Source organism: Serratia sp. TMDUHS_CL (assembly GCF_037137105.1).
In the GTDB taxonomy this organism is placed as follows: domain Bacteria; phylum Pseudomonadota; class Gammaproteobacteria; order Enterobacterales; family Enterobacteriaceae; genus Serratia; species Serratia nevei.
In genome coordinates, this window is the sequence record NZ_JBBBDV010000017.1 from 61,381 (window position 1) to 75,986 (window position 14,606).

Annotated in this window: 14 protein-coding genes; 10 read left to right on the forward strand and 4 right to left on the reverse strand. The window is 62.0% G+C overall.

All coding sequences use genetic code 11. The annotated features are described in order from the left end of the window. Positions 1 to 107 precede the first annotated feature (107 nt). The gene (gene rpiA, locus WCL58_RS23330; RefSeq protein WP_025304157.1) at positions 108 to 764 is read right to left on the reverse strand and encodes a ribose-5-phosphate isomerase RpiA; all 657 of its coding nucleotides are present in this window, start codon (positions 762 to 764) and stop codon (positions 108 to 110) included. A 202-nt stretch (positions 765 to 966) separates the two neighbouring features. Between rpiA and WCL58_RS23335 the strand changes: the two genes are divergently transcribed. Then, positions 967 to 1,860 (forward strand): LysR family transcriptional regulator ArgP, encoded by an 894-nt coding sequence (locus WCL58_RS23335; protein WP_038871151.1) that lies wholly within the window; start codon positions 967 to 969, stop codon positions 1,858 to 1,860. 48 nt (positions 1,861 to 1,908) lie between these two features. Here the strand turns inward: WCL58_RS23335 and WCL58_RS23340 are convergent, their stop codons facing one another. The 3 genes from WCL58_RS23340 to WCL58_RS23350 all read right to left on the reverse strand — a co-directional run bounded on the left by WCL58_RS23340 (position 1,909) and on the right by WCL58_RS23350 (position 4,322). Beyond that, a complete protein-coding gene (locus tag WCL58_RS23340) occupies positions 1,909 to 2,640 on the reverse strand; it encodes an oxidative stress defense protein (protein WP_025160209.1) in 732 nt (243 codons plus the stop codon). Positions 2,641 to 2,761: 121 nt separating this feature from the next. Further along, a complete protein-coding gene (gene argO, locus WCL58_RS23345) occupies positions 2,762 to 3,379 on the reverse strand; it encodes an arginine exporter ArgO (protein WP_004931603.1) in 618 nt (205 codons plus the stop codon). Positions 3,380 to 3,503: 124 nt separating this feature from the next. Beyond that, complete coding sequence (locus WCL58_RS23350) at positions 3,504 to 4,322, reverse strand: IclR family transcriptional regulator (protein ID WP_049199270.1); 819 nt, start codon at positions 4,320 to 4,322, stop codon at positions 3,504 to 3,506. A 374-nt stretch (positions 4,323 to 4,696) separates the two neighbouring features. Between WCL58_RS23350 and WCL58_RS23355 the strand changes: the two genes are divergently transcribed. From WCL58_RS23355 to ulaD, 9 genes are all read left to right on the forward strand, one after another. Further along, positions 4,697 to 6,250 carry a sugar ABC transporter ATP-binding protein gene (locus WCL58_RS23355; protein WP_336851658.1) on the forward strand — a complete coding sequence of 518 codons (1,554 nt, stop codon included), beginning with the start codon at positions 4,697 to 4,699 and terminating at the stop codon, positions 6,248 to 6,250. Continuing rightward, positions 6,243 to 7,325, forward strand: a complete 1,083-nt coding sequence (locus tag WCL58_RS23360; protein WP_016930014.1) for an ABC transporter permease — start codon at positions 6,243 to 6,245, stop codon at positions 7,323 to 7,325. Before WCL58_RS23355 ends, WCL58_RS23360 begins: the two co-directional genes overlap by 8 nt. Positions 7,326 to 7,339: 14 nt before the next feature. Next, positions 7,340 to 8,440, forward strand: a complete 1,101-nt coding sequence (locus WCL58_RS23365) for an ABC transporter substrate-binding protein (RefSeq protein WP_060422797.1) — start codon at positions 7,340 to 7,342, stop codon at positions 8,438 to 8,440. Next, positions 8,437 to 9,303 carry an SMP-30/gluconolactonase/LRE family protein gene (locus WCL58_RS23370; protein ID WP_336851659.1) on the forward strand — a complete coding sequence of 289 codons (867 nt, stop codon included), beginning with the start codon at positions 8,437 to 8,439 and terminating at the stop codon, positions 9,301 to 9,303. The genes WCL58_RS23365 and WCL58_RS23370 overlap by 4 nt, the downstream gene beginning before the upstream one ends. A 256-nt stretch (positions 9,304 to 9,559) precedes the next feature. Further along, entirely contained in the window at positions 9,560 to 10,558 is a 999-nt protein-coding gene (yiaK, locus tag WCL58_RS23375; protein WP_336851660.1) for a 3-dehydro-L-gulonate 2-dehydrogenase, read from the forward strand. A gap of 13 nt (positions 10,559 to 10,571) precedes the next feature. After that, positions 10,572 to 11,042, forward strand: coding sequence for a YhcH/YjgK/YiaL family protein (locus tag WCL58_RS23380; RefSeq protein WP_060422785.1), 471 nt, complete (start codon positions 10,572 to 10,574; stop codon positions 11,040 to 11,042). A gap of 124 nt (positions 11,043 to 11,166) precedes the next feature. Continuing rightward, the gene (locus tag WCL58_RS23385; RefSeq protein WP_064290725.1) at positions 11,167 to 12,462 is read left to right on the forward strand and encodes an MFS transporter; all 1,296 of its coding nucleotides are present in this window, start codon (positions 11,167 to 11,169) and stop codon (positions 12,460 to 12,462) included. Beyond that, positions 12,462 to 13,952: an FGGY-family carbohydrate kinase gene (locus WCL58_RS23390; protein WP_315985213.1), complete on the forward strand. Its 1,491-nt coding sequence runs from the start codon at positions 12,462 to 12,464 to the stop codon at positions 13,950 to 13,952. The genes WCL58_RS23385 and WCL58_RS23390 overlap by 1 nt, the downstream gene beginning before the upstream one ends. Further along, entirely contained in the window at positions 13,949 to 14,605 is a 657-nt protein-coding gene (ulaD, locus tag WCL58_RS23395) for a 3-keto-L-gulonate-6-phosphate decarboxylase UlaD (protein WP_336851661.1), read from the forward strand. The genes WCL58_RS23390 and ulaD overlap by 4 nt, the downstream gene beginning before the upstream one ends. Position 14,606: the final 1 nt, after the last annotated feature.

The window sequence follows — 14,606 nt, forward strand, 5'->3', positions numbered from 1 at the left end:
AGGTTTCACAATGTGATATAAGTCACCAAATTTGCCGTTTTTCAGAAAAGATATTTTAACCGAAGAATTATGCGGCCCGGCGCTACCGGGCCACAGACGGCGGAGGCTTATTTGACCACTTTCACGCCTTCCGGGGTGCCGACCAGCGCCACGTCCGCGCCGCGGTTGGCGAACAGCCCCACGGTCACCACGCCGGCGATGCCGTTGATCTTGTTCTCCAGCGCGATGGCGTCGGTGATGCTCAGGTTATGCACATCGAGGATCACGTTGCCGTTGTCGGTCACCACGTTCTGACGATACTCCGGCAGGCCACCGAGTTTCACCAGCTCGCGCGCCACATAAGAGCGGGCCATCGGGATCACTTCCACCGGCAGCGGGAACTTGCCCAGCACGTCCACTTGTTTGCTGGCGTCGACGATGCAGATGAATTTCTTGGCGATGGCGGCGATGATCTTCTCGCGCGTCAGCGCAGCGCCGCCGCCCTTGATCATCTGCATATGGCCGTTGATTTCGTCCGCGCCGTCCACGTAGATATCGAGCGAGTCCACTTCGTTGCTGTCGAACACGTGGATGCCGAGGCTTTTCAGCTTTGCGGTGGAGGCGTCGGAGCTGGATACCGCGCCTTCGATCTGGTGCTTGATGGAGCCCAGCGCGTCAATAAAGTGGGCGGCGGTAGAGCCGGTGCCGACCCCGACGATGGTGCCCGGCGTCACGTATTCCAGCGCCGCCCAACCCACCGCTTTTTTCAGTTCATCCTGCGTCATAATATGTCCCTTGCCTCTGTACGAAAACGTGTGCGTATTATAGGGTAAAACGCTGTTTTTCACGCCGGCAGGATCACACTTATTTACCGCAGCCCGCATTTTTACCCGCTTGGCGGCGAGGTGGGGCGTGATTTTCCACCTGCGCCGTGCGCAAAATGTGGCATAGTGCCGGTATCATTCTAATTTAAGGGATATCTTTCCGATGAAACGCCCAGACTATCGTACGCTGCAAGCGCTGGACGCGGTGATCCGTGAGCGCGGCTTCGAGCGCGCCGCTCAAAAACTCTGTATCACGCAATCGGCGGTATCCCAACGCATCAAACAGCTGGAAAACCTGTTCGGCCAACCGCTGCTGGTTCGTACCGTGCCGCCGCGCCCGACCGAACAAGGGCAAAAGCTGCTGGCGCTGCTGCATCAGGTGGAATTGCTGGAAGAAGAGTGGCTGGGCAACGACACCGGCGTCGACACGCCGCTGCTGCTGTCGCTGGCGGTCAACGCCGACAGTCTGGCAACCTGGCTGCTGCCAGCGCTGAAGCCGGTGCTGGCGGACTCCCCCATTCGCCTGAATCTGCAGGTGGAAGATGAAACCCGCACCCAGGAGCGGCTGCGCCGCGGTGAGGTGGTGGGCGCGGTGAGTATTCAGCCGCAGCCGCTGCCGAGCTGCCTGGTGGATCGGCTGGGGGCGCTGGACTACCTGTTCGTGGCCTCCAGCGGCTTCGCCGAGCGCTACTTCCCGAGCGGCGTCACCCGCTCCGCGCTGCTGAAAGCGCCGGCGGTGGCCTTCGATCATCTCGACGACATGCACCAGGCGTTCCTGCAGCAGAACTTCGATCTGTCGCCGGGCAGCGTGCCCTGCCACATCGTGAACTCGTCGGAAGCCTTCGTGCAGCTGGCACGCCAGGGCACCACCTGCTGTATGATCCCTCACCTGCAGATCGAAAAGGAGCTGGCATCCGGTGAACTGATCGATCTGACGCCGGGGCTGTACCAGCGCCGTATGCTGTACTGGCACCGCTTCGCGCCGGAAAGCCGCATGATGCGCAAAGTGACCGACGCGCTGCTGGAACACGGCCACCAGGTGCTGCGCCAGGATTAAAACGAAAAAAGGTTCGCCGCAGCGAACCTTTTCTTCAATACGAACACCTTACTGCGCGGCGTTGCGCTGCAGCTCGAACACCACATCCACCTGATCGTCGAAGTGAATGCTTTGCTGCTCATAGGTTTGCGCCGCGTCGCTTTCCGCCGCCGCACCGGCCGCCTTATACATCCGCGCCACCGGCATCGGCTGGTAGTTGGCGACCCGGTAGCGAATGCTGTACACCGGCCCCAGCTTGGCGTGGAAGCCTTTGGCCAGGGATTCGGCCTGCTGAGTCGCGTTCTCGATCGCTTTTTGCCGCGCCTGCTCGCGGTACACGTCAGGCTTGGCGACGCCCAGCTCCACCGCGCGGATCTCGTTCAGGCCGGATTTCAGCGCGCCGTCCAGCAGCTCGTTCAGCTTGTCCAACTGACGCAGGGTCACCTGCACCTGGCGCACCGCCCGGTAGCCCTTCAGCACCGACTCGCCGGTTTTCAGGTAGTCATATTCTGGCTGGGTGCGCAGATTGGCGGCGCTGATGTCTTTCTTCTCGATGTTATTTTTCTGCAGGAAATCAAAGTACTGCGCCACGCGCTCGTCCACCTGCTTCTTCGCCTGGGCGGCGTCTTTGGAGGAAACGCTCACTTCGATCGCCAGGGTAGCGATATCCGGCGTGGCGTCCACGCTGGCGGTGCCGGAGGTGACGACATGCGGCCCTTCAGGCACTTCAGCCGCCTGCAGCGCCATCGGTAACGTCCCTAATCCGACCATTGCGGCCATAGCCAATGCTTTTAGCTTCACAGTGTCTCCTTAATGACAGGCTGTCTCTGATCGCCGGCTTTTCCCTGTGAGAACCGCCGGATTCCTGGCATCAAACGTAGCATATCGCGCGGCGTTTTGAATTCGGATTAGTGACAAATTCTTATAAATTTGCCCCCTGCCAGGCCAGCTGCAGCGCGATTCCCCACATCACCAGCCCGACCAGCGCGTTGATGATGCGCTGCGCCCGCTGCGTGTTCAGCCACGGCGCCAACCAGGAGGCCAGCAGCGCCAGCCCGAAGAACCACACCGCCGACGCGCTGACCGCCCCGAGCGCGAACCAGGAGCGCACGTCCGCCGTCAGCTGCCCGCCCAAACTGCCGAGCACCACAAAGGTATCCAGATAAACGTGCGGGTTCAGCCAGGTGACCGCCAGCATGGTGACCACGATGCGCCAGCGGCTCTGCGCCAGCTCCTGCGCCGCGGCCTGCGCCGGTTGCGGGCTGAAGGCGGAACGGAACGCGCCCCACCCGTACCACAGCAGAAACGCCACCCCGCCCCAGGTGACCAGCGCCAGCAGCAGCGGCGAGCGGGTCAGCAAGGCGCTGCCGCCGAAAATACCGGCGCAGATCAGCACGATATCGCTCAATGCGCACAGCGAAGCAATCATCAAATGATACTGGCGGCGAATGCCCTGATTCATCACGAATACGTTCTGCGGGCCCAGCGGCAGGATCATGGCGGCGCTCAGGGCAAAGCCCTGCAGGAAGACGGCTAGCATGGGGATTCCTCGAATGATAAAAGGCGCCGGACGAGGGCGCGTGTCGGTCAACACGCGCATCATACGAGGAAGCGATCATTAGGTGAAATTGATGTTTCTAATCCAGTATCAGCGACGCTAATACTCAAATCGGCGTGACGAAACCCAGCTCCTGCGAGATGCGTTGCGCGGTGGCCAGCACCGGTTTAATCAGGCTTTTGACGCCGATTTGCTGCAGCTTGGCGGTCGGCAGAGAAACCGACACCGCATAAGGCACGCGCTGTTGAATATCGAACACCGGCGCCGCCACGCAGGAGACCCCCAGCTCGTTTTCCTCGCGATCCATCGCCATGCCGCGCTGGCGAATATCGGCCAACTCCTCATGCATCTTCGGCAGCTCGGTGATGGTATTGCGCGTCAGCGTCTGAATCTCTTGCTGGTGAGTCTGCCAGTAGTGGGCCGGGTAATCGTCGTTGCCGTAGGCCATGAAGATTTTCCCCATCGCCGAACAGTACAGCGGCATATGCTGGCCGATATAGGCGCGGGTGCGCATCATGCCGGTGGTCGGCTCCAGCTTGTAGATCAGGATGACGTGGTCGTCTTCGCGGCTGGAGAAGTTGACCGTCTCCCCCACTTCCAGGTTCAGCTGTTCCAAATGCGGCGCGGCCACGTGAATGATATTGAGTGACGACAGCGCCTTCTGGCCGATGGAAATGAACTTGGTGGTCAGGCGGTAGCTGCCTGGCGACGGCGCCTGGGTCACATAGCCGCTGGTGTGTAACCCCTGAAGCAAGCGGTGCACCGTGCTCTTGTTCATACCGGCCAGCTCGGACAGATGCGCCAGCGGACATCCGTTGGGGAAATTGCTCAGGATCTCAATCAACTGCAAACCGCGGAACAGGCTTTGGCTGCCCAGCGGTTTGTCTTTCTTGTCATCTTTCTCGTCGACGGCTTTCAGGCTCATAGCGAAAATCTCTCCAGTGTCGAACCGCCAACCGGCGCTGCGGCGAAGTCAGCAGGCTCTTTGCCGGGCATGTTACCCCAAGGCCTGCATCAGGTGAAGACGGAACGCCGTTTCATTGTCCGCAGCGGGCCAAAAATCCGCAATATTTCCCCCTCATTGAAGTGAGCCATCGGTCACACTTCCGCAAAGTAAAAAATAACTCATTGTTTAATATAAAAAATTAAAACCTCATCGCCTTTGATTTAGCGCAACGAACGTCATATTATTTTTGAAATTGTATTTCGCATGTTGAAATTTAAAGGACAGATACTCACCAGCGGTTTAGCTGATTTGCCCGGCATCTTCGCACGGGCGCAACACCAGGGGCGCATCACATGACTATCGATAATGCGGCACAACCCATCCTTACCCTCAGCCACATCGTCAAACGATTTGGCGGCAACGTGGCGGTCAACGACGTCAGCCTGCAGGTGATGCCGGGCGAGGTTCTGGCGCTGCTGGGCGAAAACGGCGCCGGCAAATCGACGCTGATCAAAGTGCTGGCGGGCGTCTACCCGCGCGACGGCGGCGATATTCGTTTTCAGGGCGCAAGCATCGCCTCCGCCGCCGCGATAAAAAGCGCCAGCCGCCAGCCGATCGCCTTTATTCATCAGGATCTCGGCCTGATTGAATGGATGACGGTGGCGGAGAACATGGCGCTGGTGATGGGGTTTCCCCGCCGCTTTGGGTTGATCGACTGGCGCGCCATTCGCCGCCGGGCGGCGCAGGCGCTGCAAGACGTCGGCATCGCGCTCGATCCCGATGCGCGCGTCTTCGAACTCTCGCGCACCGAAAAATCGCTGCTGGCGATCGCCCGCGCGGTGGCGGTCAATGCCGAGCTGCTGGTGCTGGATGAACCGACCGCCTCCCTGCCCGCCAACGACGTGCGTCATCTGTTCGCCGTGATCAACCGGCTGCGCGCCAAAAAGGTCGGCATGATTTACGTCACCCACCGCCTGGACGAAGTGATCGAAATCGCCGATCGGGTCTGCGTAATGCGCGACGGGCGCTATGTCGCCGGCGGCCGTACCGCCGACTACTCGCTGCGCGATCTGGTGCAAACCATCGTCGGCGAAGCGATGGCGGACGATCAGCGCGAACCGCTGCCGGAACATCGTCCGCCGGTGCTGCAGCTCGATAGCGTCACGGTGGGTGACATCGGCCCGGTGAGCTTCGATTTGCAGCCGGGCGAGATGCTGGCGCTGGCCGGCCTGCGCGGGGCCGGGCAAGAAGAGATTGGCCGGCTGCTGTTCGGGTTGCGCCAGGCCGACGGCGGCGCGATTCGGTTTCGCGATCGGCCCTATCAGGCGAGCTCCCCACAGCAGGCGATGGCCTGCGGCGTTTCGCTGGTCGCGGGCGATCGCACCGGCGAAAGCCTGGTGATGTCGATGAGCGTGCGTGAAAACCTGTTTATCAACCCCTGCGCCAGCGGCCACCGGCTGCTCTCCCGCTATGGGCGGCGAGCGGAGATCGGCGCCAGTTGGTGGAAAGTGCAGCTGTTCGACGTGCGCCCCAAGGACGTCAATATCGATATCAGCGCGCTGTCCGGCGGCAACCAGCAAAAGGTGGTGATGGCGCGCTGGATGCATCTGGGGGCGCCGCTGCTGATCCTGGAAGATCCCACCGCCGGCGTGGACGTCGGCGCGCGAGCGGAAATCTACCACCTGCTGAATAAATCCCTGGCGGAAGGCGTGGCGGTGCTGGTTATCTCCAACGATTTCGAGGAGATCGCCCATATTTGCAACCGCGCACTGGTATTCAACCGCGGGAAAGTGGTCGGCGAGCTGAAAAATCAGCAGGTGTCATTCGCCAATTTATTGGAGCTGGCCTCTGCCAGCACCGGGAAAAGCGTCGCAATCACGTCAGAATCCGAGGTAGGCCATGTCTAAAACATCCGTTAAATCAACCGCGCTGGAGCAGCGCGTCAGTCTGGCGCAGGACGGCGCCGGTCCGTGGCTGATGCAGGTCCTCACCCGCTATGGCCTGCTGCTGCTGTGCATCGCGCTGGTCGTGCTGTTCTCACTGCTCACCCCCTCCTTCGCATCGATGCTGACGCTGCAGGCTATCTTGTCGAGCAAGGCCAAAATCGCCCTGTTGGCGCTGGCGGCGACCATCCCGATGATCGTGGGCAAGATCGATCTTAACGTCGGTTTCGGCATTGTGCTGTGGCACATTCTGGCGATCACGCTGCAGGTGGAATACGGCTTCTCCTGGCAGATGGCGGTGCTGACGGTGCTGGCGATCTCGGCGCTGTACGGATTGCTGAACGGCATTCTGGTGGCGCTGGCCGATATCGACAGCTTCGTCGCCACCCTCGGCTCCGGCACCGTACTGTACGCCATTGCCCTGTGGCACTCCGGCGGGCGGCAGATCGTCGGCGACTTGCCGGATGCCTTCATCGCACTGCACCACACCGAGATCGCCGGCATTCCGATCGTGGCATTTTACGTGCTGATCGTCGCGGTGGTGCTGTGGCTCATCACTGAACACACCCCGCTCGGCCGCTGCATGTATGCGGTGGGCGGCAACCCGGCGGCGGCGCGCCTGAACGGCATCTCGGTCAACCGCTTTACCATCGGCGCCTTCATCGCCTCCAGCGTGCTCACCGGTTTCAGCGGCGTGTTGATCGCCGCCGAACAGGGCGTCGGCCAGGCCAGCGTCGGCATGGACTATCTGCTGCCGGCGCTGGTCGGCGCCTTCCTCGGCAGCACCACCATTCGCCCAGGGCGCGTCAACGTCTGGGGCACCGTGGTCGGCATCGCCATTCTGGCTATCGGTATCGCCGGCATTCAGCAGTTCGGCGGCGAATTCTGGGTCGAGCCGCTGTTCAACGGCGCGACGCTGCTGCTGTCGATCACCCTGGCCGGCTATGCCCAACGCCGTCGGCTGCTCAATCAGAAAGCGGTACAACGCAGCCAGGCGACGCCGGCTGACAACAACAATCAGACAGCGACCCACCCTTAAACCAGGAGCACACCATGAAACGCATTTGGCTGTTACCGGGGTTCACCACATTCTTGCTCGCCGCATCGCCGGCCTGGGCCGACGCCTATCTCGATCAGGCCACCGCCGCCGTCGCGAAGGCCACCGCCAGCGCCACCCAGTGGGACGGCCCCACCAGCGGCCCGCAGCTGCAGGCCAACAAGAAGATCATTTTTATCGCCTCCGACATGAAGAACGGCGGCGTACAAGGGGTGCAACAGGGGTTGAGCGAAGCGGCGAAAGCCGCCGGCTGGAAGCTGGAAACGCTCGACGGCGGCGGCTCGGTGAAAGATCAGCTGGCATCGCTCAATCAGGCCATCGCCCAAAAACCGGACGGCATCGTGATCGGCGGCTGGAACCCTAACGTCGCCAAGATCCCGCTGAAAAAGGCCGTGCAGCAGGGCATCGTGCTGACCGCCTGGCACGCGGTGCCGGAACCGGGCCCCATCGCCAAATACAACGTGTTCTATAACGTCACGTCGGACTCCAACGAAGTGGCGCGCATCGCCGCGCAATACGCGGTGGTGCAGTCCGGCGGCAAGGCGAGCGTGCTGATCTTCACCGACTCGCTGTATCAAATCGCGCTGGACAAGGCCAACGTCATGAAAGACGAGATCGCCAAATGCAGCGGCTGTACGCTGCTGGAATTCATCGACACGCCGCTGGCCGATACCGCCAACCGCATGCCGGCGATGACCTTCAGCCTGCTGCAGAAGTACGGCGACAAATTCCAATATGCGCTGGCGATCAACGATCTGTACTTCGACTTTATGGCGCCGGCGCTGAAAACCGCCGGCAAAGGCGGCAAGAACGCACCTTACAACGTATCGGCCGGCGACGGTTCGATCTCCGCTTATCAGCGTATCCGCTCGGGCGACAGCCAGTCGGCGACGGTACCGGAACCCTTGAAGCTGCACGGTTGGCAACTGCTGGACGAATTCAACCGCGCCTTCGCCAAGCAGCCGCCTTCCGGCTACGTCACCCCAGCGCATCTGGTGACCCGCGACAATATCGCCGCCGACGGCGGCGCCAATAACCTGTATGACCCGCAAAACGATTATCAGGGCCATTACAAAGCGATCTGGGGCGTGAAGTGAACGGCAATTCATTGCGCACGCACGCCCGGCTCGAGCGCCTGTGTTCGCCGGCGATCTGGGCAGAGGGGCCGGTCTGGCTGCCGCAGGAGGATGCGGTGGTGTTCAGCGACGTGAAAGGCAATCGCATGTTCCGCTGGTCGCGCCGGGGTGAGCTGACCCTATACCGCTCGCCGTCGCACTACGCCAACGGCAATGCGCGCGACGGCGAAGGGCGCGTGGTCAGCTGTGAACACGGGCGGCGCGGCATCAGCCGCACCGAAAGCGATGGCGAGGTGCGCCTGTTGATCGATCGCGTCGACGGCAAGCGCTTTAACTCGCCGAACGACGTGGCGGTGCGTTCCGACGGCACCCTGTGGTTCACCGATCCGCCCTACGGCATCATCGGCGACGAAGAGGGTTACAAATCGGAAAGCCAGGTAATCGGCTGCTATATCTACAGCTTCGATCCACGCGACGGTTCGCTGACTATCGCCGCCTGCGACCTGCAGCGCCCGAACGGCCTGGCGTTTTCACCGGATGAAAAATGGCTGTACGTTGCGGACATGTCGATCGTGGATTTTCCGACGCAGGGCCGCCGCGAGCTGCGCGTCTATGCGGTCAACGGCCGCGAGCTGGAAGCCGGCCGCCGTTTTGCAACGGTGGAGCCCGGTTTCCCGGACGGCTTCTGTGTCGATCGGGCCGGCAATCTGTTTTGCAGCTGTGCCGACGGCGTGCTGGTCTTTGATCCACAGGGGCGACAGATCGACAAAATCAGCGTGCCGGAACGCGTCTCCAATTGTACCTTCGGCGGCCCGAACGGCGATGAACTCTATATCACCGCCACCACCTCACTCTACCGCATGGTGCTGAACACCCGCGGTTAGCCGGGGTCTCGCAAGACGCAGGGTGGGTTTCGATCCGCCCTGCTTTGTTACGTCTGAAGCACGCCATCTCCACCAAAATGTGGCGACGATCACAAAATCACCACTCAATTTTAACGTCATGTTTTTAATGAATAATTTTACTTCCCCTTGCTTTGACTTCCCTGAATCGCCGGGATAGCATTTATTTGAAATGCAATTTCGCATATTGAAATTTAGCGAACCAAAAACAGGCGATTCGCACAGGTGGAGAACCGGCATGAGAGTGAGTTACAGCGAGTTAAAACACCAATTCAAACGCGTGCTGCTGGCGCGCGGCGTGGCGGAGCACACCGCCGATGACTGCGCCGGCATGTTCGCCGACACCACCGCCAGCGGCGTTTATTCCCACGGCGTTAACCGCTTTCCGCGCTTTATTCAGCAACTGGACGCCGGTGATATCGTGCCGGACGCCGAACCCAGCAAACTGTTGTCTCTGGGGGCGATCGAGCAATGGGATGCGCACCAGGGCATCGGCAACCTTACCGCCCGCCGCATGATGGATCGCGCCATGCAGTTAGCCGACGATCATGGCATCGGCCTGGTGGCGCTGCGCAACGCCAACCACTGGATGCGCGGCGGCGGCTACGGCTGGCAGGCGGCGCAGAAAGGCTATATCGGCATTTGCTGGACCAACTCGATCGCCGTGATGCCGCCGTGGGGCGCCAAAACGTGCCGTATCGGCACCAACCCGCTGATCGTCGCCGTGCCCGGCAACCCGATCACCATGGTGGACATGTCGATGTCGATGTTTTCCTACGGCGCGCTGGAGCTGAACCGGCTGGCGGGCAAAACCCTGCCGGTGGACGGCGGCTTCGACAACGACGGCCACCTGACCCGCGATCCGGCCACCATCGAAGAGAATCGGCGCATTTTGCCGATGGGGTATTGGAAAGGATCGGCGCTGTCGATCGTGCTGGACATGATCGCCACCCTGCTATCCGGCGGCGCCTCGGTGGCGGAAGTGACGGAAGATCACCGCGACGAATACGGCGTCTCGCAGGTGTTCATCGCGATTGAGATAGACCGGTTGATCGACGGCGACAGCCGCGATCAAAAACTGCAGCGCATCATGGATTACGTCACCAGCGCCGAGCGGGACAACCCCGACGTCGCCATTCGCCTGCCGGGCCACAAGTTCCCGCGCATTCTGGAAGAAAACCTGCGCGACGGCATTCCGGTCGACGAGCGGGTTTGGGCGCGCATTCAGGCGCTGTAACGGGAGGATCATCATGATATTCGGCCACATCGCCAACACCGCGCCCGAGCAGTACCCGGCGCCGGTCGCCAACGCCGTCGCCTATCTGCAGCGCACCGATTTCAGCGTCTTGCCCGCAGGGCGCTATGAAGATCCCGCCACCGGCTACGTGGTGCAAGTGCTGGATCTGCATACCCAACCGCCGGATGCGCTGCGCCCGGAAGTACACCGGCAAAACGTCGACGTGCAGTTTCTGGTCAGCGGTACCGAGCTTATCGGCGTAGCGGCGGACAACGGCGACAACGTCATTCATCAGGAGCTGCTGGCACAGCGCGACATCCTGTTTTATCAGGACGTGACCGACGAATCCTGGCTCACGATGCGGCCCGGCAACTTCGCGGTATTTTTTCCGCAGGACGTGCATCGCCCGGCCTGCATTAACCAACGCCCCTGCGCGATACGCAAGGTGGTGGTGAAGATACCGCTGGCGTCGTTTAGCGCCTGATAGACGCAACACCCGTAACGATAACAACACCGGTCCATGAGGCCTGTGCGGGCGCCCTTGCGCCCAAATCAAGCAAAACAATAACGCCCGACCCTACAAAAAGCGAACATCGAAAGAGGTCCTTATGAATACAGCCTCCGTTTCCGTCAGCCAAAGCCAGGCGATACCCAAGCTCCGCTGGCTGAGGATCGTGCCGCCGATCCTCATTACCTGCATCATTTCTTACATGGACCGGGTCAACATCGCCTTCGCCATGCCCGGTGGCATGGATGACGAACTCGGCATCACCGCCTCGATGGCCGGGCTGGCCGGCGGCATCTTCTTCATCGGTTACCTGTTTCTGCAGGTGCCCGGCGGCAAGCTGGCGGTATACGGCAACGGCAAGAAATTCATCGGCTGGTCACTGTTGGCCTGGGCGGTGATCTCGGTACTGACCGGCCTGGTCACCAACCAGTACCAGCTGCTGTTCCTGCGCTTCGCCCTCGGCGTTTCCGAAGGCGGCATGCTGCCGGTGGTGCTGACCATGATCAGCAACTGGTTCCCGGATAAGGAGCGCGGCCGCGCCAACGCCATCGTCATCATGTTCGTACCGATCGCCGGCATTCTCACCGCCCCGCTGTCGGGTTGGATCATCACCGCCTGGGACTGGCGCATGCTGTTCCTGGTGGAGGGCGCTCTGTCGCTGGTAGTCATGGCGCTGTGGTATTTCACCATCAGCAACCGGCCCCAAGAGGCCAAATGGATCTCGCAGGCGGAAAAAGAGTATCTGGTGAAGACCCTGCACGACGAACAGCTGCTGATCAAAGGAAAAACGGTGCGCAACGCCTCGCTGCGCCGGGTACTGGGCGACCGGATCATGTGGCAGCTGATCCTGGTGAATTTCTTCTACCAGACCGGTATCTACGGCTACACCCTGTGGCTGCCGACCATTTTGAAAGGGCTGACCCACGGCGATATGGAGCAAGTGGGCCTGCTGGCTATCTTGCCCTATATCGGCGCCATCTTCGGCATGCTGATCATCTCCACCCTCTCCGATCGCACCGGCAAGCGCAAAGTCTTCGTCGCCCTGCCGTTGGCCTGCTTTGCCACCTGCATGGCGCTGTCGGTGCTGCTGAAGGATCACGTCTGGTGGTCTTACGCTGCGCTGGTCGGCTGCGGCGTGTTTATTCAGGCGGCGGCCGGGGTGTTCTGGACCATCCCGCCCAAATTGTTCAACGCTGAAGTGGCCGGCGGCGCGCGCGGCGTGATCAATGCGCTGGGCAACCTCGGCGGCTTTTGCGGCCCGTATATGGTCGGCGTCCTGATCAGCCTGTTCAGCAAGGATGTCGGCGTCTACAGCCTGGCGGCCTCGTTGGCGATCGCCTCCGTGCTGGCGTTGATGTTGCCCAATAAATGCGACCACAGCGCGAGGAGCGAATGATGGAATATTGGCTGGGGCTCGACTGCGGCGGCACCTTCATCAAGGCGGGTTTATACGACCGCAGGGGCCATGAACACGGCGTTGCGCGGCGCAATCTGGCGATCGTCGCGCCGCAGCCCGGCTGGGCCGAGCGCGATATGGCGTCGCTGTGGCGCACCGCCGCCGACGTGATCCGTGAAGTGCTGTCCGCCAGCGGCGTCGCCGCCGGCGCCATCCAGGCTATCGGCATCTCGGCGCAGGGTAAGGGGGCGTTTTTGCTAGATAAGCAGGGGCAGCCGCTGGGCAACGCCATGCTCTCTTCCGATCAGCGCGCGCTGGCGCTGGTGCAGGAATGGCAACGGCAGGGCGTGCCGCAGGCGCTGTATCCGCAAACGCGCCAAACGCTGTGGACCGGGCACCCGGTCTCGCTGCTGCGCTGGCTGAAGCGGCATCAGCCGGAACGTTACGCCCGCATCGGCAGCGTGCTGATGGCGCACGACTACCTGCGCTATTGCCTGACCGGCGAGCTGGCCTGCGAAGAAACCAATATCTCCGAATCCAACCTGTATCAGATGCGCAGCGGACGCTATGACCCGGCGCTGGCGCAGCTACTGGGTATCGGCGACATCATGCCCGCCCTGCCGACGATTGTCGGTTCGGCCGAGATCGCCGGGCGAGTCGCGGCAAACGCCGCGGCCATCACCGGCCTGCAAACCGGCACCCCGGTGGTCGGCGGGTTGTTCGACGTGGTGTCCACCGCGCTGTGCGCCGGCCTGCAGGACGAAACCCGACTCAATGCGGTGATGGGGACCTGGTCGGTCACCAGCGGCATCACCGACGCCATCGTCGAGGGTTTCGATCATCCCTTTGTCTATGGCCGCCACGCCGAAAACGGCCAATACATCGTGCACGAAGCCAGCCCCACTTCCGCCGCCAACCTGGAATGGTTCTGTCACCAATGGGGGCTGCAGGACTACGACCAGCTTAACCGCTGGGTCGCCGCCCTGCCGAAAGCCGCCGGCGATCTGCTGTTCGCCCCTTTCCTGTATGGCTCCAACGCCGGCCTGGGGCTGAGCGCCAGCTTCTACGGTCTGCAGGCCTTCCACCAGCGCGAGCACCTGGTGCAGGCGATCTACGAAGGCGTGGTGTTCTGCCACATGACGCACCTTAACCGCATGCGCCGGCGTTTCCCTGAGGCGCAGGCGCTGCGCGTGACCGGCGGCCCCGCCAAATCCCTCCCCTGGATGCAAATGTTCGCCGACGTCAGCGGCCTGCCGGTTGAGCTGCCGCAGGTGGAAGAAACCGGCTGTCTGGGCGCGGCGATGGCGGCCATGGTCGGCAGCGGCGTCTTCAACGATTTCACCGCCGCCCAGCAACGGCTGGCGCCGCGTATCGAGCGGCTGCTGCCAGACGCGGCCGCTGCCGAAGCTTACGACAACAAACACCAACGTTATCAGGCGCTGATTGCTGCATTGCAACATCTGCAGCCCGCCAACAAGGAGGCCCCATGAGCACGAAACCGCGCCTGCAGCTGGCGCTCGATCAAACCCGTTTGGATACGGCGCTGCGCACCGCCGAGACCCTCAGCCCCCATGTGGACATCATCGAGGCCGGTACCATTTTGTGCATCAGCGCCGGCATTCAGGCGGTTAGCGCGCTGCGCGAGTGCTGTCCGCAGCACACGCTGGTGGCCGATCTCAAGGTGGCCGACGCCGGTGCGACGCTGGCCGAGCAGGCCTTCGGCCAGGGCGCGGACTGGATGACCGTGATCTGCGCCGCGCCGTTGGCCACCATGGCCAGCGCGCGGGAGGTCGCCGAGCGTCACGGTGGTGAAATCCAGATCGAACTGTTCGGCCGCTGGACATTGGAGGATGCGCGGCAATGGCGCGGCCTCGGCATCCGCCAGGCGATCTATCACCGCGGCCGCGACGCGCAGGCCAGCGGGCAGACCTGGGGCCGGCAGGATTTGGATCGGATGAAGGCGTTGTCCGATCTGGGCATCGCGCTGTCGGTGACCGGCGGCATCACGCCCGCCGACCTGCCGCTGTTTAAAGAGATCGCCGTCACCGCCTTTATCGCCGGCCGCGCGCTGGCCGAGGCCGGCGATCCGCCGGCGGCCGCCAGGCAGTTCCGCACCGCCATCGATGACATCTGGAGAGCATGAT